23 protein-coding genes and 1 tRNA gene are annotated in these 20,781 nt (G+C 36.6%); 17 read left to right on the plus strand and 7 right to left on the minus strand.

The window, feature by feature from the left end; translation table 11 throughout:
• Positions 1 to 48: 48 nt before the first annotated feature.
• The 4 genes from rpsU to LS64_RS09900 form a co-directional block, all read right to left on the minus strand.
• Positions 49 to 261: a 30S ribosomal protein S21 gene (gene rpsU / locus LS64_RS09885; protein ID WP_034574578.1), complete on the minus strand. Its 213-nt coding sequence runs from the start codon at positions 259 to 261 to the stop codon at positions 49 to 51.
• Positions 262 to 311: 50 nt separating this feature from the next.
• Positions 312 to 1,073 carry a CDP-diacylglycerol--serine O-phosphatidyltransferase gene (gene pssA / locus LS64_RS09890; RefSeq protein WP_034572442.1) on the minus strand — a complete coding sequence of 254 codons (762 nt, stop codon included), beginning with the start codon at positions 1,071 to 1,073 and terminating at the stop codon, positions 312 to 314.
• 113 nt (positions 1,074 to 1,186) lie between these two features.
• Positions 1,187 to 2,533, minus strand: coding sequence for an RIP metalloprotease RseP (rseP, locus tag LS64_RS09895; RefSeq protein ID WP_034572444.1), 1,347 nt, complete (start codon positions 2,531 to 2,533; stop codon positions 1,187 to 1,189).
• A 4-nt stretch (positions 2,534 to 2,537) separates the two neighbouring features.
• Complete coding sequence (locus LS64_RS09900; RefSeq protein ID WP_034572446.1) at positions 2,538 to 3,362, minus strand: hypothetical protein; 825 nt, start codon at positions 3,360 to 3,362, stop codon at positions 2,538 to 2,540.
• Between the two features lie 247 nt (positions 3,363 to 3,609).
• Here LS64_RS09900 and LS64_RS09905 point away from each other — a divergent pair, with 247 nt between their 5' ends.
• The 7 genes from LS64_RS09905 to LS64_RS09935 all read left to right on the plus strand — a co-directional run bounded on the left by LS64_RS09905 (position 3,610) and on the right by LS64_RS09935 (position 10,372).
• Positions 3,610 to 4,476 (plus strand): P-loop NTPase, encoded by an 867-nt coding sequence (locus tag LS64_RS09905; RefSeq protein ID WP_034572449.1) that lies wholly within the window; start codon positions 3,610 to 3,612, stop codon positions 4,474 to 4,476.
• A gap of 217 nt (positions 4,477 to 4,693) precedes the next feature.
• Complete coding sequence (locus LS64_RS09910; RefSeq protein WP_034572451.1) at positions 4,694 to 5,005, plus strand: hypothetical protein; 312 nt, start codon at positions 4,694 to 4,696, stop codon at positions 5,003 to 5,005.
• Between the two features lie 44 nt (positions 5,006 to 5,049).
• A complete protein-coding gene (locus LS64_RS09915; protein ID WP_034572454.1) occupies positions 5,050 to 5,772 on the plus strand; it encodes an RNA polymerase sigma factor FliA in 723 nt (240 codons plus the stop codon).
• Complete coding sequence (gene fliM / locus LS64_RS09920; protein WP_118962087.1) at positions 5,765 to 6,835, plus strand: flagellar motor switch protein FliM; 1,071 nt, start codon at positions 5,765 to 5,767, stop codon at positions 6,833 to 6,835. Before LS64_RS09915 ends, fliM begins: the two co-directional genes overlap by 8 nt.
• A gap of 384 nt (positions 6,836 to 7,219) precedes the next feature.
• Complete coding sequence (gene fliY, locus LS64_RS09925; protein ID WP_034573640.1) at positions 7,220 to 8,062, plus strand: flagellar motor switch protein FliY; 843 nt, start codon at positions 7,220 to 7,222, stop codon at positions 8,060 to 8,062.
• Positions 8,063 to 8,190: 128 nt separating this feature from the next.
• Positions 8,191 to 8,913: a DedA family protein gene (locus LS64_RS09930; protein ID WP_118988442.1), complete on the plus strand. Its 723-nt coding sequence runs from the start codon at positions 8,191 to 8,193 to the stop codon at positions 8,911 to 8,913.
• A complete protein-coding gene (locus tag LS64_RS09935) occupies positions 8,906 to 10,372 on the plus strand; it encodes a leucyl aminopeptidase (protein WP_052062709.1) in 1,467 nt (488 codons plus the stop codon). Before LS64_RS09930 ends, LS64_RS09935 begins: the two co-directional genes overlap by 8 nt.
• A gap of 34 nt (positions 10,373 to 10,406) precedes the next feature.
• Here the strand turns inward: LS64_RS09935 and LS64_RS09940 are convergent, their stop codons facing one another.
• Positions 10,407 to 10,853 carry a low molecular weight protein-tyrosine-phosphatase gene (locus LS64_RS09940; protein ID WP_052062710.1) on the minus strand — a complete coding sequence of 149 codons (447 nt, stop codon included), beginning with the start codon at positions 10,851 to 10,853 and terminating at the stop codon, positions 10,407 to 10,409.
• A 197-nt stretch (positions 10,854 to 11,050) separates the two neighbouring features.
• On the opposite strand from LS64_RS09940, the gene LS64_RS09945 reads away from it, so the two are divergent.
• Positions 11,051 to 11,434 carry a DoxX family membrane protein gene (locus tag LS64_RS09945; protein ID WP_034573796.1) on the plus strand — a complete coding sequence of 128 codons (384 nt, stop codon included), beginning with the start codon at positions 11,051 to 11,053 and terminating at the stop codon, positions 11,432 to 11,434.
• A 70-nt stretch (positions 11,435 to 11,504) separates the two neighbouring features.
• Positions 11,505 to 12,665, plus strand: coding sequence for an MFS transporter (locus LS64_RS09950; protein ID WP_237416266.1), 1,161 nt, complete (start codon positions 11,505 to 11,507; stop codon positions 12,663 to 12,665).
• A 49-nt stretch (positions 12,666 to 12,714) separates the two neighbouring features.
• On the opposite strand, the gene LS64_RS09955 is transcribed toward LS64_RS09950, so the two are convergent.
• On the minus strand, positions 12,715 to 13,884 hold the full coding sequence (locus LS64_RS09955; RefSeq protein WP_052062711.1) for an alpha-1,2-fucosyltransferase: 1,170 nt from the start codon (positions 13,882 to 13,884) through the stop codon (positions 12,715 to 12,717).
• 154 nt (positions 13,885 to 14,038) lie between these two features.
• On the opposite strand from LS64_RS09955, the gene LS64_RS09960 reads away from it, so the two are divergent.
• Positions 14,039 to 14,114, plus strand: a tRNA-Phe gene (locus tag LS64_RS09960).
• Between the two features lie 10 nt (positions 14,115 to 14,124).
• On the opposite strand, the gene LS64_RS09965 is transcribed toward LS64_RS09960, so the two are convergent.
• Positions 14,125 to 14,814, minus strand: coding sequence for a tetratricopeptide repeat protein (locus tag LS64_RS09965; RefSeq protein ID WP_052062712.1), 690 nt, complete (start codon positions 14,812 to 14,814; stop codon positions 14,125 to 14,127).
• 136 nt (positions 14,815 to 14,950) lie between these two features.
• Between LS64_RS09965 and LS64_RS09970 the strand changes: the two genes are divergently transcribed.
• From LS64_RS09970 to LS64_RS10000, 7 genes are all read left to right on the plus strand, one after another.
• Entirely contained in the window at positions 14,951 to 15,874 is a 924-nt protein-coding gene (locus LS64_RS09970; protein WP_034573801.1) for a DnaJ family protein, read from the plus strand.
• Between the two features lie 70 nt (positions 15,875 to 15,944).
• Positions 15,945 to 16,412 carry a 6,7-dimethyl-8-ribityllumazine synthase gene (gene ribH, locus LS64_RS09975; RefSeq protein ID WP_034573805.1) on the plus strand — a complete coding sequence of 156 codons (468 nt, stop codon included), beginning with the start codon at positions 15,945 to 15,947 and terminating at the stop codon, positions 16,410 to 16,412.
• A gap of 44 nt (positions 16,413 to 16,456) precedes the next feature.
• A complete protein-coding gene (gene nusB / locus LS64_RS09980; protein WP_052062713.1) occupies positions 16,457 to 17,116 on the plus strand; it encodes a transcription antitermination factor NusB in 660 nt (219 codons plus the stop codon).
• A gap of 42 nt (positions 17,117 to 17,158) precedes the next feature.
• Positions 17,159 to 17,971: an EI24 domain-containing protein gene (locus LS64_RS09985; protein ID WP_034573808.1), complete on the plus strand. Its 813-nt coding sequence runs from the start codon at positions 17,159 to 17,161 to the stop codon at positions 17,969 to 17,971.
• Complete coding sequence (locus LS64_RS09990) at positions 17,968 to 19,065, plus strand: RluA family pseudouridine synthase (protein ID WP_052062714.1); 1,098 nt, start codon at positions 17,968 to 17,970, stop codon at positions 19,063 to 19,065. Before LS64_RS09985 ends, LS64_RS09990 begins: the two co-directional genes overlap by 4 nt.
• Positions 19,066 to 19,197: 132 nt before the next feature.
• Positions 19,198 to 19,953 carry a carbonic anhydrase gene (locus tag LS64_RS09995; RefSeq protein WP_034573811.1) on the plus strand — a complete coding sequence of 252 codons (756 nt, stop codon included), beginning with the start codon at positions 19,198 to 19,200 and terminating at the stop codon, positions 19,951 to 19,953.
• A gap of 179 nt (positions 19,954 to 20,132) precedes the next feature.
• Positions 20,133 to 20,681 (plus strand): HobA family DNA replication regulator, encoded by a 549-nt coding sequence (locus tag LS64_RS10000; RefSeq protein ID WP_034573816.1) that lies wholly within the window; start codon positions 20,133 to 20,135, stop codon positions 20,679 to 20,681.
• Positions 20,682 to 20,781: the final 100 nt, after the last annotated feature.

The raw sequence follows: 20,781 nt of genomic DNA on the forward strand, positions 1-20,781 counted from the left end.
TTAGAATATTTATAATTCTAAGCTACGAAAAGTTACAGAATCTAGATTCTATAATCTTGATTCATATCGTCTAAGCATATAAAGACGTTTAAGCATTTTTTTCTTAGCATTAATTTTATTTTTCTTACGTCTTTCAGTCGCAGACTCAAAAAAGCGTCTAGCACGACATTCTGTCACAATCAAGTTTCTATCTGCTTGTTTTTTGAATCTTCGATACATTTCATCAAAGCTCTCGCTATCTTTTGACTTAACACCCGGCATACGCATCACCACCTTTCAATTACAAATAAGCTAAGAATTATAGCAAAAAATTAACTTTCATTGCTAATTTTTCTCTTAAAAATAATCTTAAAAACCACGATGAAAAACCAGCGCAAGATTCCATACAAAATATACGCACTAAAAATAAGGCACAAACTAAGGCTAGGCTGGACTATCACGCAGGTTAGAACTAGCAAAAGCAGCACAAAATATTTCAAATTCCACTTGATTTTTTTAAAACTTGGATAGCGGATATTGCTTACCATTAGTATTGCCACTAGAAAAGTGAGAATTAAAAAGAGATAATTATGAGAACTAACAAAGCTAGAAACCCCCCAAAACTCAAGCCTTTTATACTCAATCACCAAAATCCAAAGGCAAATAATCGCCGCAGCAGAGGGAATAGGAAGCCCGATAAACGAGTTGGTCTCTGGACTTGTAGTAATGTTAAAACGCGCAAGGCGAATCGCGCCCAGCACGACAAAAAGCCCACTAATTGCCATACCATATCGCCCATACTCATGCCCCACATAAAAAAAAACAAGCACGGCAGGAGCGACACCAAAGGCCACTACGTCGGCAAGAGAGTCAAACTCCACGCCAAACTTACTAGCCGTATTTGTAAGGCGTGCCACACGCCCATCAAGTCCATCCAAAACCATCGAAAACAAAATATACCAACAAGCCGTCGTAAATGCCTTAGAATCGGCATTCATTAAACCTTTATGTGCCATAAAAATGGCTAAGATTCCCATAAAAATGCTAGCGGCAGTAAAGAGATTTGGCAGGACATATCGTGGGCTGATTTTCATAACTTTTCTTTCATTTTATTAGGATTTTTGCAACTTTTATCAAAAACTTTTTGTTAGATTAACTTGCAAAATAAATCTTGTATTTTAGCATAATTTTTCATTTTGTTAAAGGCTTAATTTTGTGTTAAAATTCTTACAATATCATTAAAGATTCCAATTGCCATAATACAAATTATGAAACTTATACCAAAAATAATTAGGATATTTGCAACTTTATAATTTATCGGCTTACGGAAAAGCCATTCATAAAGTGTGAAAATAATTTGCCCACCATCTAGCATGGGCAGTGGCAGGAGATTTATCACGCCAAGATTTATGGAAATTAAGGATAGCATAAGTAGGAAGCTTGTGAAATTATTTTGATACGCTTTCGCGCTAACATCGGTAATGCCGATGATTCCGCTTAGATTTTCAATGCCTATCGCGCCAATTATTAGCTTTTTTAGGCTTTCATAGATTAAAAGGCTAGAATCTATTGTGGTGTTAGTAGCATATTTTATAGATTCTGAAAAATCTAACTTTTTAGTATAATTAAATGCAGTTATTCCAAGTATTATTTTTTTAGAGTTAGAAATATTAGAATTTTTGTTAGATTCTATATTTTTAGAATCTTTATTAGAATCTTGCGAATTAGATTCTATCATTTCGCCAGATTCAATAGAACTTAAAGGCACAAAAACTTCTAAAATTTGAAACTTTGTAGAATCTAACTTATAACAAGATTCTAAGTTAGAAATTTCACAACTTTTATTAAAATAAATTTTAAAATCTTTAGAATCTTTTGGACGTAAAATTTTTACTTTCACTTTTGCCACTTTAGAATCTTTCAAATCTTTTGAATTTAAAATCTTAGTAATATCTTCAAATTTTTTTACTTCAATATCATTTATGCTAATTATTTTATCATATTGTTCTAAGATTCCAAATGCTAGATAATCTTTACTTACAGAATCTATAACAGGAGCTTCGCTATAGATTCTAACGCCATTATTTGCAAATAAGAAAAAATAAATCAAAAACGCCAAAATAATATTAAACAAAGGACCGCATAAAAAAATAACAATCCTTTGCAGTGGGTGCTTTTTTGTTAGTGAATCTTGCGAGTTAGATTCTATATTCTTAGTATCTTTAGAATCTTGCAAACTAGATTCTATATTTTGGCAAAGATTTTGCGTAACATTAGAATCTATTTTAGAATCTTTCAAATTTCCTAACTTAGATTCACTAAAATTAGAATCTTTAGAATTTTCTATCTCACCTTTAAGCTTTACATAACCACCCAAAGGAATGAATGAGAGCCGATATTCCGTCCCTTTAAAATCAAATGAAAAAATCTTTTTACCAAAGCCAAGCGAGAAAATTAGCACCTTTACACCAAAGATTCTAGCGGCTAAAAAATGACCTAATTCGTGAAAAAAAATGATAAAGCTTAGCGCTAAAATCGCAACAAAAATCCCCAAAATCCTACCCCTTCAAATTCAAAATATATGATGGCTCAAATGCGCTTAAATCCCATAGTGGCGTGGTTTCGCCCACGTCAATTCTTACTTCATTAAAGCCTTTTAGTGAATCTATATTTTTTAATAGCAAATTTTTTACTTGATTGCTCATCACTTGCATTCGCAGATTTATATCGCTAGATTCTATAGAATCAGGCAATTTTTCAGAATCTAAACTCGCAGAATCCGTAGAATCAAAAGTAAAATCCCCACGCGACACCACCCCGCTAATCTCGCCTAAGTGCGGAAACAAACTATAAAACTCTAAAAAATCAACCTGCTTTTTAAGCTGCACCAAGCTATCCTTGCCATTTTCATCTTGTATCACCATGCTAAATACGCCATTTTGCAGCGCCACAAGCAGGTTTGAAAGCTCCAAAAACTCCTGCTTAGAAGTAGCCAAAGGCAGCCGCTCTAGCAAAAACTCCTTAAATACGCTCTCTAAAGCGCGCCCGCCCTTTTGCGTTTCACTCATTAGCTCTTTTAAATCGCTCGAAGTGAGTTTCAGCCGCGCATTACTCAATGTTTCAAGCATTTTTGGCTGCTTTATAAGGTCGCTAATGATAAGCCCATCCTTGCCCTGTTTGACATTCGCCCAATAATTCGTGCCGATTTTCAGCTCCTTATTGCTCTGCGTCTCAATGATTAGCTTGCCAAGCTGGACTAGATATTTGTCCGCGCCCTTTTTATCAAGGATGCGAAGCAGCATCGGCAGGTTGGCATTTAGCTCCTTGCCCTTTGTGGTCGCCATTTGGCTAATTAGATTTTGTAAATGCGCTGGCTGTATCATTTTCATTCCTAAAATCGATTGCAAAATGTTAGCATTTAATTATAAAATATCGTTTAAAATAAAATATAATTGTAAATGGTAAAATTTATTAACCTAAAAATACAGAATCTAGATTCTATAAACTTTACATAATTAACGATTTTCTATGCAAAAATATGTTAAAATTGTAGTTTTATTGTAGCTAGGAAGTTGGGGCTATATATTTAGGGAAAAAGTTATAAAATATGTAACAAAATGTGGAAAAAGTATGGTGGATAATCAAGCTAAAAAATTAGAATCTATGATGAAAACTAAGGCGAATACGAAGTATATCGCGGTGACATCTGGCAAAGGTGGCGTGGGTAAAAGCACGATTAGTGCGAACTTGGCGTATAAGCTTAATAAGCTAGGCTTTAAAGTTGGAATCTTTGATGCGGATATTGGTCTTGCTAACCTTGATTTAATTTTTGGAATCAAGGTTGATAAAAATATCCTGCACGCGTTAAAGGGCGAAGTTAGCATTGATGATGTGGTGTATGAGATTGAGCCAAACTTGTATTTGATACCTGGTGATAGTGGTGAAGAGATTCTAAAGTATGCTGGTAGTAATATGAATGTGATTGAGAAAGTGCTGCAGGAGAGTAGCATTTTGGATACGCTTGATTTTTTTGTGATTGATACGGGCGCTGGGATTGGTGCGCTAAATCAGTCGATTTTGCAGGCTAGTGAGTATATTATCGTGGTTACGATGCCTGACCCTTCCGCCATCACGGATGCTTACGCGACTATAAAGCTAAATGCGAACTCAAAACAGCCCATTTTTATGATAATAAATATGTGTAAAAGTCAAAAGGAAGCCTTAGCAGTCTTTGAGCGAATGGAATCTATTACAAAAAAACATATACCAAATTTGACGTTAAAATACTTGGGCGGCTTGGAAAATAGCCCTGCGGTAAATAAGGCTACACGAAATCGTGCGTTAATTTCTAAGACAGAGCCTTATAATAGTTTTTCGGTTGGCATTGGCGATATTGCCGCGCTTTTGGTGCATGATGTTAGTGATATGGAACACAATATGCTTTTAGAGTCGCGTGGCTTTAAGAGTTTCTTTAAGCGAATGATAGGATATTTGTAGATTCTCTTTTGTATAGTCAAAATATTAGAATTTATAGAATCTAAAGTTAGGAAAATCTAAAGTTAGGGGTTTTGTAGATTCTAGTATTTTGACTATATTTTGCAAAAACCTTTTTGCCCACGATGCGAGACTAGACTAAACGTCTGTCGCAGCGAGTGGGCGAAAAGTTTTTGTGAAGGATAAGCGAAGACGAATCTTTTTTAAAAGGATTTATAAAATGTTACGGCAAGATAATTATGTTAGCTTTGCTATCGTTGTAGGTTTCTTTTTAGGGCTTATGTTTGGTGTGGTTAAGTTTGATGAGCCAGAGCTTATGGTCCTTTGGACGATTTTATCGACTATGGGGATTTACTTAATCACTCAGGTGTGTGTTTCGATTTTCTACAAGTTTTCTAACGATGATGATTCTATCTTGCATAAGGCGAAGTTAGAAGAGAGCCTAGAGCATTATCGTAAAGAATTTGATAGAAAAGAGCAGGAAGCTCAAAGCATTAGAAACTTTATTAAAAGTATGCAAAGCACGGATTAGAATCTTAGATTCTATAAATTGAGAGAAAAAGTCAAAGGATATTAATGCAACAGGCTTTAAATACACAAGTAAAAGCACAGGGCGCTTATGGCGAGTATTTGAAAAATTCACAAGATGAGCTTGCCTTGCAGTATTTACCAGCGGTAAAAGCTATGGCGTTTCGCTTAAAAGAGCGGCTGCCTAGCTCCATTGATATGAATGACTTAGTCTCAATCGGCACTGAGGAGCTAATCAAACTTGCAAGGCGATATGACGCTAGTATAAATGACTCCTTTTGGGGATATGCCAAAACGCGTGTAAATGGCGCTATGCTAGATTATTTGCGTAGCCTTGATGTCGTCTCACGAAGTAGCCGAAAGCTAATAAAGCAAATAGAAGTTGAAGTCTCAAAATACTTTAATGAATACGAAGAAGAGCCAAGCGATGAATATCTTGCAAAAGTTTTGAATGAAGATATTGAAAAAATCGCACAAGCAAAATTAGCCGTAGATATTTATGCGGTAGTCCCCTTAGATGAGCAGTTTAATGCGTTAGAAGATGGCGATATACTGCAGTATTGCGAGCAAAAAGAGCTAGTTGATTTAATCCACAAAGTCTTGCATAAATTGCCAGAGCGAGACCAGCTAGTAATCCAGCTTTATTATTTAGAGGAGTTAAGTTTAAATGAGATTAGCGAGATTCTAAACATTACAGAATCTAGAATCTCCCAAATCTCAAAAGAAGTGATTAAAAAAATCCGCAAGGAAATAGGAGAAGCAAATGGCTAAGATTCTAAGTCAAGAGGAAATTGACTCTTTATTAAATGTCGTTGATGAAGAGGGTGCGGTAGAAGACGCCGAGCAAGCCGATATTGCCCCTGAGAAGCAAATCATAGTCTATGACTTTCGCCGCCCTAATCGTGTGAGCCGCGAACAGCTAAGAAGCTTTCGCTCCATACATGATAAAATGGCTAGAAACCTTGCTAATCAAATCTCATCAGTTATGCGTTCAATCGTTGAGATTCAGCTACATAGCGTAGACCAGATGACTTATGGTGAGTTTTTGATGTCATTGCCTACGCCTACTAGCTTTAACGTCTTTTCTATGAAGCCACTTGATGGCGCAGGAGTTTTAGAGATAAATCCTAGCATTGCCTTTCCTATGATAGATAGACTTTTAGGTGGTCGGGGTGACCAGTATGATGATACGCGCGAGTTTTCTAATATTGAATTGAACTTGCTTGATACGATTTTACGACAAATTATGCAGAATCTAAAAGAGTCTTGGTCGGCGGTAGCAGAGATTTTCCCTAGCATTGATGCTAAGGAATCTAGCCCAAATGTCGTGCAAATCGTGGCACAAAACGAAGTTGTCGTAATGGTTGTTATGGAAATTGTTATCGGGCATAGTAGCGGTATGATGAATATTTGCTATCCTGTTATTTCGCTTGAGACGATATTAAACCGCTTGGCGAGTCGCGATTTAATGATGAGTGAAACAAGCGGTAAGAAATCTCGTAATAGGGAATTACAAGCATTAATCGGGGGCGCTGACGTGCATATTGCCGCTATGCTAGGTAGCACAGAGCTAGGGCTTAAAGAGATACTAGATTTGAAAGTTGGCGATGTGATAATGCTAGATAGGGTCGCTGATGATTGCGTTACCGTGAGTGTAGATGGACGTGATAAGTATCGCGCTAAAATCGGTTTGCAAAGATTCCGTAAGACAATACAAATAATTGATGAAATCAAAACTGAAAAAGACCAAGTCAAAGAAATGATAGAAATGCTAGAAGCACAACGCAAAAGCCGCGTAGCCGACCTAGCCGATGAAGGCGGCGGCGGAGACTAGATTTTATAATCTCACCTTAAGGGTGGTTGGGCGGGAATAGATAAAAGAAAATATTTAAAAATTAAATTTAGATTCTATAAACTATTCTTAAAAAGGGCGGTGGATGATAGGAAAATAAAAAGCTAAACTTTTTAGAATCTTTAGCAAATATAGAATCTAGATTCTATAAAAAATTAGATTTTAAAAAATATAGAATCTAGATTTTATTATTTCGCTTTGCGATTTTCCTAATCGCCCACCCACCACCATATTTTTTATAGAATCTAGATTCTATAATTATCTTACAAAAAGGTATAAAAATTGTTTAATACTAATAGCCATTTAAAAAACTTAGAATCTAGATTCTATAATTACAAAAATAGAATCTAGCAAAAGGAAAACAAAATGAATGATTTTATACAGCTTTTCATACAAGAAATGCAAGCCACAATCGATGGTATGATGGGTCGCACAGCGGTCGTTACGCACAAGGAGGACGGCAATGTAAGCGATGATTTGCTCCCAAATCCCTTTGGTATGGTAAGCGTGGATGTTACGCTAAATGGCTCTAAAGTCAGCTCCATAGGCTTTATTATGCCAGAACTACTCGCTACCGCCTTGCCTGACTTAATGATGGGGGGTGAGGGCAACACAGGCAAGGACTTGATGGATGATGATGATAAAGATGGCTTGAAAGAGGTCTTTCAATCTATCACAGGTGCGCTATCTACGGCACTTGGGGGCAGCAGCAACTTACCGCATTTCGCCTTTTCCATAGCCGAAGTAAAAAATGTCGAATCAGGTGGCGCATTAACCGAATATCAAAAAGCAAGCCACTTTGATGTCAAAATAGATTCAGTAGAATCACAGCTAATAATGCTTACCACAAACGACCTACTAACGCATGGAGCGAAAGCAGATTCTAAAGCCGAAGCCCACGCAGGCGGCGGTGGCGGTGGCAAAGCCGACTTTAGTGCTAAAGAAATGCGAAACATAGGAATGCTACTTGACATCGGCTTAAATGTGAAAGTACGCATCGGGCAAAAGCGAATGTTGTTGAAAGATGTAATCTCAATGGATATAGGAAGCGTAGTCGAGCTAAACCAACTAGCAAGCGACCCGCTAGAAATCCTAGTCAATGACAAAATCATAGGCAAGGGCGAAGTAGTAGTAGTGGATGGAAACTTCGCCATACAAATCACAGAAATCGGCTCACGCCACGAACGCTTAGAATCCCTCCGCAGCTAACCACACAAACTATAACGTTGATAAATATTACATTGTAACTAATAACTTTATTAAAATTACAAAAAAAATTTCTTAAATTCAAAAAGATTCTATAAAATACGCAAATTATAGAATCTAAAAGGCCGAAAATGGATACGCAAGATAAATCTAGCAAGATTAAATATATCATAATCGCTATTATTGTCCTGTGCGTAATACTTTGCCTTTATTTTTACCTAAAAAATTCTAACATTTCATTTGAAAAAGCGATAAAAGAAGCGTGGGAAAATCATGTTGAAGACTGGGGATATTTGATTTTATTTTTATGGAGCATTTTGGAGGGTGAATGGGGGCTGCTCTTGGCTGGTATCGCTTCACATCAAGGGTATTTGCATGTTGGATTTTGCATTTTTATTGCTGGGCTTGGCGGCTTTACAGGCGACCAGATTTACTTTTACATCGGGCGGCTAAATAAGGGCTATGTGCAGAAAAAATTTCGCAAACAACGTCGCAAATTTGCGTTGGCGTCAAGACTTATGCAAAAGTATGGATGGCCTATAATTTTTGTGCAACGATATATGTATGGACTTCGCACCATTATTCCTATAAGTATCGGTTTGACGCGATATTCTGCGATAAAATTTGCCATTATAAACCTTATATCTGCGTGGGTGTGGGCGGCGATTACGATTGTGCCAGCGTGGTATTTTGGCGAGCAGATTTTAGAGTTTTTAGCGAAATTTTTTGCCACTTTAAAGCAAAATCCTGCGTTATTTGCGATTTTATCGGTTATAATTCTATGTTTTATCGCCTTATTTTTATATCTCAAACGCAAAAGGCAAAACTCATTATTAAAGGAAAAAAATGGATAATTTGAATATTCGACTAGCCAAAGCCCCGAGCGGGACGCAGATTCTATTCGTCAGCAAAGATGATTTGGGTAAGAAAAGTATTAAAGATTCTAAGCTTTTAAAGGAGCTTTGGGCTGAGGCTAAGGGTAGTTTTTACGCGCAAAATAGTAAGATTCTATATGTCGGCGTTAAAAAAGATTCTAAAGAGTTTAGCGATATTGACACTTACGCACACGCCGCCGCACACGCTGCAAGGGCGTTAAAAGGGCTAAAAATTATAGAATCTTATTTTGATTTTAAGGGCTTTGATTTGGCTAAAACAGAGCAGATTTTGCAAGGATTTTTGCTTGGGAGCTATGAGTTTAGCGGGTATAAGCACTCAAAAGATTCCGCAGAAAAGCTTACAGCTACGATAAATGCGCTGAATCTAGATTCTAAGATTCTGCAATCTACACAGATTATTTGTAAAAATGTGAATTTTGTCCGCGACATTGTAAATACTCCGCCAAATATCGCAAATAGCGAGTATCTATCAAGCCTAGCTCAAAATAGCGTAGTGGCAATCTCGCGTAAGTTTAAAAATGCTGATATAAAGGCAGTTTTGCGTAGTAATTCATATTTAGAAGAGCAAAAAATGGGTGCATTTTTGGCGGTAAATCAGGCGTCAAATTTCCCGGCTTTCCTAGCGCATTTGAGTTATAAACCATTAGAATTTAAGGCTACATCTAAGTCTAAGGCTAAGAAGATTCCAAAAGTCGCTATCGTTGGCAAGGGTTTGGTGTATGATACAGGCGGCTTGAGCCTTAAACCAGCTGATTATATGACTACGATGAAAGCGGATAAGGGCGGTGCGTGCGCGGTTTTGGGTGCGTTTTTAAGTGCGGTGGAGTTAGGGCTAAATATCGAGCTGCACGCCATTATGGGTATCACGGATAATGCGATAGGCAAAAGCGCGTATCGCCCAGATGATATTCTTATTTCGCGTGAAAAGAAAAGCATTGAGGTGAAAAATACTGATGCGGAGGGTCGGCTAGTGTTGGCTGATTGCTTAAGCTACGCGCAAGATTTGGATGTGGATTATATTATCGATTTTGCGACATTGACAGGTGCGTGTGTGGTCGCTTTGGGCGAATATACAAGTGGCGTTATGGGCTTTAATGAGGCTTTAAAATCGCAGTTTGTAGAATCTGCTTTGCGTAGCGGCGAGTTAGCACACACACTGCCCTTTAACTCGCATTTGAAAAAACTTATAGAATCTAAAATCGCGGATGTTTCTAACACGTCTAGCTCACGTTATGGCGGGGCAATCACAGCTGGGCTATTTTTGAGCGAATTTATAAGGGAAGAATATAAGCAAAAGTGGCTACATATCGACATCGCAGGTCCTGCGTTCGTGGAAAAAGAGTGGGGGGTAAATCCACACGGGGCAAGTGGCGCAGGTGTTCGCTCCTGCGTAGAATTCTTACGGAATCTAAAATAACTGAGCAAGAAGTATTGTTTAATTAATGTTTTAATTAATCTTCATATTTCTCAAACATTTTTTTTAGTAAAGATTCTATTAACTCATAAGCTTTAAAAAAGCTATCTATAGAGTCATAATATGGATCTATGATATCTTCATTATTACCAAATTCACCTAATTTAAAAACTTTTTCTTTTGGAAAACCTAATGCTAAAATATCACGTTTGTTATTAGAATCCATTGCTATTATCAAATCAAATTCTTTGTCATTATTATTTATTTGGCGACTTTTTTGCCTACTAATATCAATGCCATGAATTTTTGCAACTTTTATAGAACGAGAATCTGGCGACTCTCCACTATGAAAGCCACTAATACCACAAGAGTCTATTTTTAAATTCCATTGATTTTTATTGCTAATGCTAGTTGCTATTCCTTCTGCTAATGGAGAGCGACAAATATTGCCCATGCACACAAATAATACACTTCTTAATTTCAAAATTACTCCTAATAAGTTTGCAAATAATTATAGACAAATATTTTAAAACTTTTAGCACAAAAATTCAAATAATAAATTCTGTAATCTACAATGTGCAAAATTTTACCTAAAATATATTTCTAAAACAAAAATTTAAAGTCGATTTTAAATTAGATTCTATAATGTTAGAATCTAAACTTAAGATTTAAGGATAAAAAATGAATGCGATTTCGCTTTTAATGGTGCGGCTGGCTGTTGGGATGAGTATGTTTGGGCATGGATTTGTGCGGCTGCCAAAACTTACTATCTTTGCAGAAGCGATGGCTAAAAACTTTGAATCTACCATTTTGCCTAGCTATTTTACGCTTACTTTTGGGTATATTCTGCCTTGCGTTGAGCTGCTTGTTGGGGTGATGCTGCTGCTTGGTTTGTGGGTGCGTTTTGCTCTGCTGCTTGGCTGTGGGACGATGATTTCGCTTATTTTTGGCTCTAGTTTGCTTGAGCAGTGGGGGTATATTTCTATTCAGCTTATTCACATTGCGTTTTTTGCACTGCTACTAAATTTTCGCCATAATGACATTTATTGCTTGAAAAAAGATTAAATATTTTAAATTAGATTCTATAATTTCATTGTAAAAACAAAAACTTAGGAAATCCATAATGCAAGGCTATATGAAAGTTATAATATTACTAGCTTTTTCGTCATTTTGTATGGGTGTGGCGGAATTTATCGTTTCTGGAATCTTACCTGCCTTAAGCCTGCACTATGGCGTCTTAGAAGCCGAAGCGGGCAATCTAGCCACACTTTACGCACTAGGCGTAGTAATCGGCGCGCCCATCATAAGCGTTTTAATCTCGCGCTGGACTTACAAGATTCAACTCGCATTCACACTTTTAGTCTTTTGCGCGGCAAATTTTAGCATTTTTTTATTTGATAGCTTCGCACTAGCCCTTATTTCACGCTTTATTTCAGGGCTAATGCACGGACTATTTTTCGTGGTCGCCACGCTTGTCGCCTTGAAAGTCTCGCCAAAAGAGAAGGTTAGCACCTGTCTAAGCCTTATGGTAAGCGGTCTTACAATTGCATTAGTAACGGGAATCCCACTTGGAATCTTCCTTTCAGAATCTTATGGATTGCTTTTCCCATTCGCATTTATCGCGGCTGTGAGCTTTTTTGTCGCCGCCTTAGCCCTAGTCATTATGCCACGCATTGAGGGCGTGCAGGGCAATCTTAAAAACTTGCTAATCGCATTCAAATTCCCGCCATTAATTCAGGGCTTTTTAATCACCGCATTCACCTGCGGCTCGATGTTTGTGATATATTTATACTTGCGTGTTTTCTTAGAGCAGCATGGCTTTTCATCGGCTGAAATCAAACGCGTGTATTTATACTATGGCATCGCCGCGATTTTGGGCAATCTTTTTGGTGGAAAATTAACCGACAACAAAGGCTCATACTACGCTTTGGTCATCATTTTAGTCTCGCAAATCGTGTGCTACACACTAATGAGCGTCACGCATATTTTCTCATATTATGTGATAATTGCGAATGTGATGTTGTTTGGATTTTTTGGCTTTTCAAGCATTTCGCCTTTGAAAATGCTCTGCTCCCACCTTGCGCGAACTTTCACACCCAAAACGCAAAATGACACAATAGCAGTGAATGAGGGCGCATTCAATGTCGGCATTGCCCTTGCAAGTTTCATCGGCGGACTTGTAATGCATGGGATAAATGTGAATTTCAATGGGCTCACCGCGGCAATTTTTAGCTTGTGCGCGTTGGTGATTTTGATGTTTTATGTGAGAAAAGCGTATTTTAAGGGAAATGTATAGATTGTATTTTGAGTATTTTAATTGATACAATAATTACAAAACAAGATTTTTAACTCTCTTGTATAATATTCCAAGATTTAGGATATAGCATTTGCATACGCTTTGTTGTGGAGTCGTAGAAAAAGCGTTGTGGGGCGATAATTATATGCTTAGAATCTTTTTTAGATTCTATGTTTTGAATTTCACTTTTTTCTAAGTTATGAATTTTATAACTTTCTTTAGATTCTATCAAGTATGCAGCCCAAAGGCTAAAGGTAGAATTTGCAATAATTGCATGATTGCAGCTTCGCATTAATTCCATATCATTTATAGCATTTCCTTCATCATTATTTTCTACAAATTTAAACTCTAAATTTTGAATAATTTTAGAATCTAAAGTGTTTAAAAACTCGCTCTTACACCAAGCTATATCATTACTAAAAATGTATATTTTTGGATTATTAATTCTATTTTTTATAATATTTAAGGCTTCATTATAATATATAGAATCTAAATTTATATAACGCGAAAATGCTAAATAATCTCCGCGTCTAATATGCAAAAATACGCTATTTGTAGATTCTAAAATCTCATTTTTAAGTCTTTGATTTTCTTTATTTAAGCTTCCTTTAAGCCTAAAATCACTAAAAATTTTCCCATTAATACTAATATGCTCCAAGGTTTGAAAAAAGCCAGAAAAAAAAGAAAAATCATTGAATCTATCGTTATTTTCAAGGCTTTTAGATTCTATAACACTACTTTTAGAATCATTTTGAACTTTAAAATTTTTTAAGTTATTATTTTCATAACTTTTAGTATTTATATCACGCATTTTTTCATATAACTTTTTATCATCAAAGTTACGAAATTTATAATCTTTAAACCTAAGTGGTCGTGGCAAAATTTTGTTAATTTTTTGTTTAAAATTATAGAATCTATCATGCTTTGCAAAAAATTCTTTTTCATTAAAATCCTTTAGCAAAGGCAAATCTAAGTCATAAGATGCAATTTCTAAGTTGCGAATAGTTTTTATATTTTTACTAGATTCTGTAATATTAGATTCTATATTATTAGTATTTTTAGAACTTTTTGTAAAATTAATTACAGGATTTGTATTTTTAGAATCATTATACCAACTCGCATCAAGGGCGACTTTATAGCCCAAAGATTCCAACTTTTTAGCAAATGCGTATTGAAACATTTGATTACCAAGTCCGCCATCAAGCCGCACAACTAACATTCACGCCCTTTAAAAGTTAAAATTTTGCAGAATCTTAACATAAGATTTTAATTGATTAAATTCTTATAAAAAAAATATTTAAAAAAGTTTATTTTAAGCTAAATTTAATCTTAGATTCTATATAATAACACTTTTTTGAATCTCCGTATATTTTGGCTCGATAGCTCAGTCGGTAGAGCAAAGGACTGAAAATCCTTGTGTCGGCAGTTCGATTCTGCCTCGAGCCACCATTTAAACTCGTTATTTAGAATCTTTTTTACTATCTTTCACATAATCCTCAATTCGAACGTTAAAATTTGCTGAATCTAGCAGTTTAAATTCCTTGCACGAGCTAGATTCGCCTAGCTCACAGCCGCGTTTAAAAAGCTGCATTGCCTTCAAACGATTATTTGCGCGATACATTTTCCCTAGCTCAAAACACGAAGCTGCATCGCCATTTAGACAGCTATCATTTAAAATTCGCCGCGCCTTTGGCTCATTCGCCTTAACGCCCACGCCATCCGCATACATCAAGCCCATCGCCCTGCACGCCGACAAGTAGCCAAAATGGCAGCCCAAGTTGTATCGCATCATCGCCCCCTTAAAATCGCCCAAATGCTCCATCACATTTCCTAGCTCAAAGCACGCCTGCAAAATGTCCGCCCCACACGCCTTTTCATAATACGCAATAGAATCTTGCAACTTCCCCGCTTTCACAAAAATCTGTGCCACGCCAAGACACGCCATTTTCTCACACTCATCCACGCTTAAAATGTCGCTATTTGCGAGATTTTCACAGGCTCTCACATCATTTTCCACACACGCATAAAACTGCTCTTTTTGAATCTTAGAATCCACAAACTGCTTAGAATCCGCACTATATCCGCCCTTTGTAAGCTCGATAGCACTCAGCTCAACAACACACAAAAAAATAAAAATCAAAACACGCATAACTTCAACCAAAAACAAGATTCTAAACGTATTATAATATTTTTTTTATTACAAAAGGTTTATAGTGTTAAGCTAATATTTTATGATATAATAACACTAAAAGTTTTAAAAGATTCCACAATTTAAAGGGTTTAAGATGTCAAAAAGTTTATATAAGACACTCAATGTTAGCGAAAATGCAAGCGCGGATGAAATCAAAAAAGCCTACCGAAAGCTCGCGCGTCAATATCACCCAGATATTAATAAGACGCCAGAAGCGGAGGCGAAATTTAAGGAAATTAACGCTGCTTATGAGATTTTGAGTGACGAGAAAAAAAAGAAAGAATACGATACCTACGGCGATAGTATGTTTAATGGGCAAAATTTTAGCGACTTTTCACGCGGATTTGGCAGCCAAAGCGATTTAAATGATATTTTAAATAGCATTTTTGGGCGTAGTGGGGGCTTTAATCGCTCCAGCCGCACGCGTAGCAGTGGAGGATTTGGCGGATTTGATAGCTTTTTTGGCGGCGGTATGGGCGGAAATAGCGGCTTTGGCGGCTTTGGCGGCGAGGATATTGATTTAGATATTAAAGCGACTACTAGCATTCCGCTTAAGACGGCGTTACTTGGTGGGACTATTCAGCTAAATTTGAATAATTCCACTTTTGAGCTAAAGATTCCACAGGGGGTCACAAGTGGGACAAAACTGCGTGCCAAAGGCAAAGGACGCAAGTTGCAAGGGATGCAAGGGGATGCCATTATCGAGATTAAAATCGCTCCTATGGAGGGCTTCGAAATCGATGGGCTAAATCTTATCCAAGATGTGGAAGTGCCGCTAAAATATATGCTTTTTGGTGGGACATGCGAGATTGAGACCTTGGCAAAAAAGGTTAGCATAAAGATTCCACAAAATATGCAAAATGGCAAGAAAATGCGACTGCCAGAAATGGGCTTTAGGGATTTAAAAAGTGGGAAAAAGGGCGATATAATCTTGCGAGTGAATGCAAAACTGCCCGATTCTACGAAGTTTAGTAAGGAATTAAGGGAGCTACTGCAAAAAGAGCTACCACAATATTAAGAAAATCACAGAATCTAAACATTTTAATGCTACAATTTCGCTTATTTTTATAGAATCTAAAGGTAAAAATATGAAAATTATCGAAGGAAAAATCGCCCTTAGTGGTAGTGAGCGGATTGCGATTTTGTGTTCGCGGTTTAATAGTATGGTGACTGATAGGCTTATTGAGGGGGCGAGTGATTGCTACTTGCGACATGGTGGTAAGAGTGAGAATCTTAGCGTGATAAAGGTCCCGGGCGCATTTGAGCTGCCTTTTGTGCTTGAGAAGATTCTAAGTAATAGCGACTTTGATGGTGTGTGTGTCTTGGGTGCGATTATCCGCGGTGGGACGCCGCATTTTGATTATGTAGCAGCAGAGGCGACTAAGGGCGTAGCAAATGTGACTTTGAAATATGGCGGCGCGGTAAGCTTTGGCATTTTGACGACTGATAGCATAGAGCAAGCACTTGATAGAGCGGGGCTAAAGGTTGGTAATAAGGGCTTTGAGGCGATGAGTAGTTTGATTGAGCTGCTTGATGTGTATCGGCAGCTTGATTAGATTTTAAGGATTCTATAACATTTTCAAGACAGAAAGGGCAGAAAATGGCGACACGAACGCAAGCGCGCGAAGCCGTGATACAGCTACTTTACGCGCGTGAGATGGGTTGTGATAGTATGGAAAAGCTAAGTGAGATTGTGCTAGATGATTTTAAGCTAAAGGATAAGCATGGCGAGTTTGCGATGAGCCTGTATCACGGCGTTTTGGAGCGTGAGAAGATTTTGGTGCAGGTTATGGCTAGTTTTTTGAAAAGCTGGGATATTACGCGGCTTGGCGTGGTTGAGAAATGCGTGCTAATGCTTGGAATCTATGAGCTTTTGGAGAGCAATTTGGATAATGCGGTAGTGATAAATGAGGCAATTGAGCTAACGCGCACATTTAATGTCGGCGATGCTGCAAAGCTTGTAAATGGCGTGCTAGATTCTATATCTAAGAAAAGCGCGGATGAAATCGCTGATATGATAGAATCTACTAGCAAGATTAAGTCGATTGACACGCGCTTGTTTATTGAGATTGTGAGTGATGAGCGCACAAAAAAGGTTGAGAAATCTCATAGCAAAAAGCCATACAAGGCAAGGGATAGGAAAGATTCTAAAAATACACGAGACTCTAAAAAGGATAAATTACACAAGAAGAAAAACTCTAGAGATAGTAATAACACACAAAAAATAAAAAAAGGTTTTATGAAAAATAAGAAAACTTAAATCCTTAAAAACTTACAAATTTCATAACTTTAAAGGAAAAAAATGCGTGTTTTTACTGATAGTAAAATCCTAACTTTTATCACAAAATATTTTAAATTAGCATTTAACGATTTAAAACGACCGCAAATGATATTTTTAAGCCTTTTGCCTGTGGGTTTGTCGCTTGTAATTTGGGCGATTTTTTTTATTTTTTCAATCACAAATTTTAGTTTTTATATCGGGCAGTTCCCTAACATTTGGGTTGATTATGCTATGAATTTTGAAACTTTTTTCGCAAAAATATCGTATTATTTGCTGTATTTTTTTGCGATAGTTACGATGATTTTTTATGGAATCATCATTTTTGGCGTGTGCAATGTGCTGATTTCTGCGTGCCTTGCGCCATTTGTCGTCTCTTTTGTGCATAAAAATCACTATGCTTTTCCGCCCTTAAACCCGCCAAATTTTATAGAATCTATCAAAATTTCAAGCCTAATTTTGTTTAAAACATTCATTCCATTTGCCCTGTGGAGCGCTCTTTGCTACCTTTTAAGCTTTGTTGGGCTAGGCTTTATCGGGCTAATTTTAAGCATTTTTGTGTATTTTCGCTTTTTTAGTGTGAATCTAAATTATGAAATCGCCCTAAACATAATGCCGCTAAATGCCGCACGTGACATCATTTCAAACTACAAGATTCCATTATCCACGCTAAATTTATTGATATTCATTCCGCTATACATTCCCATTTTAAATCTCTTTTTGCTAGTGTGGCAAATGCTGATAATCACGCACTTTTTACTTGAAATGCACACGCTAGAATATATGATAAACCACACAGAAGATGTCATAGAAATACAATCAAAGGTGGTGGAATGAGTTATAAAAAATCTAAAAAAAATAATAGTAAAGTTATAGAATCTAAAAGGAGGAAAAATTTAAAGTTAGATACTAAACGTGCCTTGAAAGATTCTAAGTTCGCGGGAAGAGATTCTAAGTTTGTGGCAAAAGATTCTAAAGGCGTAATTAAAGATTCTAAAGGTGCAATTAAAGATTCTAAAAGCCCTTTTAAAGATACTAAAAAATCTATGCGAGATTCTAAAAAAATAATTTCAAATAAGCTAATTAAAAATAATAAAAGTTCTAATATTAATAAGTTAGAATCTAATATAAAAAATGGAGAAAAAGCCTTTATTTTACTAGCTAGACAGGAAAATATTTCGCTAAATCACGCAAAAAGGCTAATTGATAGTGGCGTGGTGAGTGTGAAGAATGAACGTGTGATGATTGCCCGGGCTCTAATGCCGCAAAATACGCGATTTCATATTATAGAATCTAGCTTTGAAATTGTGTTTGAGGATAGCGATTTGCTTATTCTTGATAAGGGCGTGGGCGTTGAGAGTTATGCCTTAGAGACACGTTTCAAGCCTTTTAGACTAATAAATCGGCTTGATAGGGATACAAGTGGGCTAATTTTTTTGGCAAAAAATGATGGAATTCGTAACTTAGCCATTAAAGAATTTAAGGCAAGAAATGTTGAAAAAATATATTTGGCGTTGGTTCAGGGTAAGATTATTGATGAAATAGTTATAAAAAATAGAATTTTAACCAAAAAAGATTCTAAAGCTAGGAGTTTTATAGAATCTAAAAATCCTAAATCTAAACAAGATTCTAAAAATCCTAACTTAGATTCTAAAAAATTAGAAAATATAGAATCAAAAGTTGCCATAAGCATAATAAAACCCCTACGTTTAATCGGCGCAAACACATTAGTAGAAGTGCAGATTCTAACCGGGGCAACGCACCAAATACGCGTGCATTTAGCAAGTATAAACCACGCTATTTTGGGCGATGTGATTTATAACAAAGATTCTAAAATAAAAAAAAGATTAATGCTACACTGCCAAAAAACAACGCTTTTTGGACAAGAATTTGTAAGTAAAATGGATGTGGAAAAAGAATTTGGGATTTAAATATATAATGCTAATATATTCTAGTTTTTATAATAGAAGAACAAAGATAATTATATAATTCATATAATTTTATCAAAGTAAATTATTATTTCGCTATCATTCCATTTGTAATTTTTATTTTAAGGAGAAAATATGTTTTCAAATGTTCGAAAATTTGTGCTAAAAAGTGTGGCTTTAAGTGCGTTTCTAGTGGGTGTGAGCTTTGCTCACGATGGACATGGCGCACACTGGGGCTATGGCGAGGATAATGGTCCTAAAAACTGGGGCAAACTAGGCTTTGAAACCTGCCAAAAAGGCAAGTCGCAATCGCCCATTAACATCATCGTAAAGGACACAAAAAAGGGCAAAAATGCGATAAGTTTCGCCTATAAATCAGATTCTAAAGACATTATAAATAACGGGCATAGCGTGCAGGTGAATTTTGACAAGCAAGGCAGCATTACTTTCAAAAAAACAAAATACAATCTAGTCCAGCTGCACTTTCACACACCTAGTGAAAACCAAGTCGATGGCAAGGCTTATCCGCTTGAGATGCACCTAGTGCATGCAAGTAGTGATAATAAATTTGTCGTTGTAGCGGTCTTTTTTGACGAAGGAAAAGCAAATCCTATCTTGCAAGAAGTCGTAAATACCGCTCCTAGCGAGGTTAATGGCACTAATGCACTGAAAAATTTGAATGTGAGTGCGCTTGTGCCAAAAAGCCATGCGTATTACACATTTAGCGGGTCGCTTACTACGCCTCCTTGTAGCGAGCAAGTGCAGTTTGTCGTGCTAAAAAATGCCCTTGATGCAAGTAAAGAGCAAATTGACGCACTTCACGCAATATTGCATGATAACGCAAGAGAGCCTCAGCCGCTAAATGGTCGCGTAGTGGAAAGTGCAGAGTAATAAAGGTTTTATAGAATCTTAAATAACTTGCATGATTCTTAAAATAAAGCAATGATATTTGTATAATTATTGTTGAACAAGATAGTATCTTGTCCAACATTTCGAAAATGCACTCACTACATAGTATCCAAATCCACATATTATCACACTATAATCACACAAAACTTTTAGGGACAAATATGCAAAGTATAAACGAATGGATGCTACACACATTGCGGCGAGATGCTGAAAGCCTTAGCTCTATGCCCCTGCATTGGCTTGAGATTATGCGGGATACTTGGACGCACCTTGTGATGCGCGCTGTATCTTTCATTCTTAATGAAGGTAGCTTTTTGATATGCACGGATAGCAAACGTGCGTGGTTTAAGGACTATGTGCTTAGCAAAATTAATGATAAGGACAAAGAGCGTCCGTTTATCCCAATTTATAATTTTGATAAAAACCTTGAAAATTTGCTAGTAGATGGCGATAATGGCGCACTTAGCGATGTTTTGGGTATGTCGTACAGGCGTTATGGCTTGTGGTATATCGGCAATAGTGATAATAAAATCGCGCAATTTGCTTTGAGTAATGAGGACTCGCTACTTTGGACGCTTGATGATACTTTTGAAAATTCTTTTACGCTAAATGCGAAAGATATTAACCTTGATTTTAAGCTTATACAATCTTATAGAATCTTTGAAATGGCAATCTTTGCTGGTATCTTTGGAGAGTTTGAAGTGGAGTGAATTTAAAGAACATAAAAAAACTCAATCTACAATAGATAAATTGTCTAAATATTTGTGCTTTATTGCGTGTTAAATTGTAATATTTATGTCACTTTCCCTA

The sequence above is a fragment of the Helicobacter saguini genome, assembly GCF_000762875.2.
GTDB classification, from domain to species: domain Bacteria; phylum Campylobacterota; class Campylobacteria; order Campylobacterales; family Helicobacteraceae; genus Helicobacter_A; species Helicobacter_A saguini.

What these genes read in the sequence shown, in the direction of transcription:
- LS64_RS09950 (WP_237416266.1), top strand. Translation starts at nt 11,505, where the DNA reads ATGAAAGTTATAATATTACTAGCTTTTTCGTCATTTTGTATGGGTGTG.
- LS64_RS09910 (WP_034572451.1), top strand. Translation starts at nt 4,694, where the DNA reads ATGTTACGGCAAGATAATTATGTTAGCTTTGCTATCGTTGTAGGTTTC.
- ribH (WP_034573805.1), top strand. Translation starts at nt 15,945, where the DNA reads ATGAAAATTATCGAAGGAAAAATCGCCCTTAGTGGTAGTGAGCGGATT.
- LS64_RS09930 (WP_118988442.1), top strand. Translation starts at nt 8,191, where the DNA reads ATGGATACGCAAGATAAATCTAGCAAGATTAAATATATCATAATCGCT.
- LS64_RS09970 (WP_034573801.1), top strand. Translation starts at nt 14,951, where the DNA reads ATGTCAAAAAGTTTATATAAGACACTCAATGTTAGCGAAAATGCAAGC.
- LS64_RS09900 (WP_034572446.1), bottom strand. Translation starts at nt 3,362, where the DNA reads ATGATACAGCCAGCGCATTTACAAAATCTAATTAGCCAAATGGCGACC.
- LS64_RS09990 (WP_052062714.1), top strand. Translation starts at nt 17,968, where the DNA reads ATGAGTTATAAAAAATCTAAAAAAAATAATAGTAAAGTTATAGAATCT.
- LS64_RS09915 (WP_034572454.1), top strand. Translation starts at nt 5,050, where the DNA reads ATGCAACAGGCTTTAAATACACAAGTAAAAGCACAGGGCGCTTATGGC.
- LS64_RS09985 (WP_034573808.1), top strand. Translation starts at nt 17,159, where the DNA reads ATGCGTGTTTTTACTGATAGTAAAATCCTAACTTTTATCACAAAATAT.
- LS64_RS09935 (WP_052062709.1), top strand. Translation starts at nt 8,906, where the DNA reads ATGGATAATTTGAATATTCGACTAGCCAAAGCCCCGAGCGGGACGCAG.
- LS64_RS09905 (WP_034572449.1), top strand. Translation starts at nt 3,610, where the DNA reads ATGGTGGATAATCAAGCTAAAAAATTAGAATCTATGATGAAAACTAAG.
- LS64_RS09945 (WP_034573796.1), top strand. Translation starts at nt 11,051, where the DNA reads ATGAATGCGATTTCGCTTTTAATGGTGCGGCTGGCTGTTGGGATGAGT.
- pssA (WP_034572442.1), bottom strand. Translation starts at nt 1,073, where the DNA reads ATGAAAATCAGCCCACGATATGTCCTGCCAAATCTCTTTACTGCCGCT.
- fliM (WP_118962087.1), top strand. Translation starts at nt 5,765, where the DNA reads ATGGCTAAGATTCTAAGTCAAGAGGAAATTGACTCTTTATTAAATGTC.
- rpsU (WP_034574578.1), bottom strand. Translation starts at nt 261, where the DNA reads ATGCCGGGTGTTAAGTCAAAAGATAGCGAGAGCTTTGATGAAATGTAT.
- LS64_RS09965 (WP_052062712.1), bottom strand. Translation starts at nt 14,814, where the DNA reads ATGCGTGTTTTGATTTTTATTTTTTTGTGTGTTGTTGAGCTGAGTGCT.
- LS64_RS09955 (WP_052062711.1), bottom strand. Translation starts at nt 13,884, where the DNA reads ATGTTAGTTGTGCGGCTTGATGGCGGACTTGGTAATCAAATGTTTCAA.
- nusB (WP_052062713.1), top strand. Translation starts at nt 16,457, where the DNA reads ATGGCGACACGAACGCAAGCGCGCGAAGCCGTGATACAGCTACTTTAC.
- LS64_RS09995 (WP_034573811.1), top strand. Translation starts at nt 19,198, where the DNA reads ATGTTTTCAAATGTTCGAAAATTTGTGCTAAAAAGTGTGGCTTTAAGT.
- fliY (WP_034573640.1), top strand. Translation starts at nt 7,220, where the DNA reads ATGAATGATTTTATACAGCTTTTCATACAAGAAATGCAAGCCACAATC.
- LS64_RS10000 (WP_034573816.1), top strand. Translation starts at nt 20,133, where the DNA reads ATGCAAAGTATAAACGAATGGATGCTACACACATTGCGGCGAGATGCT.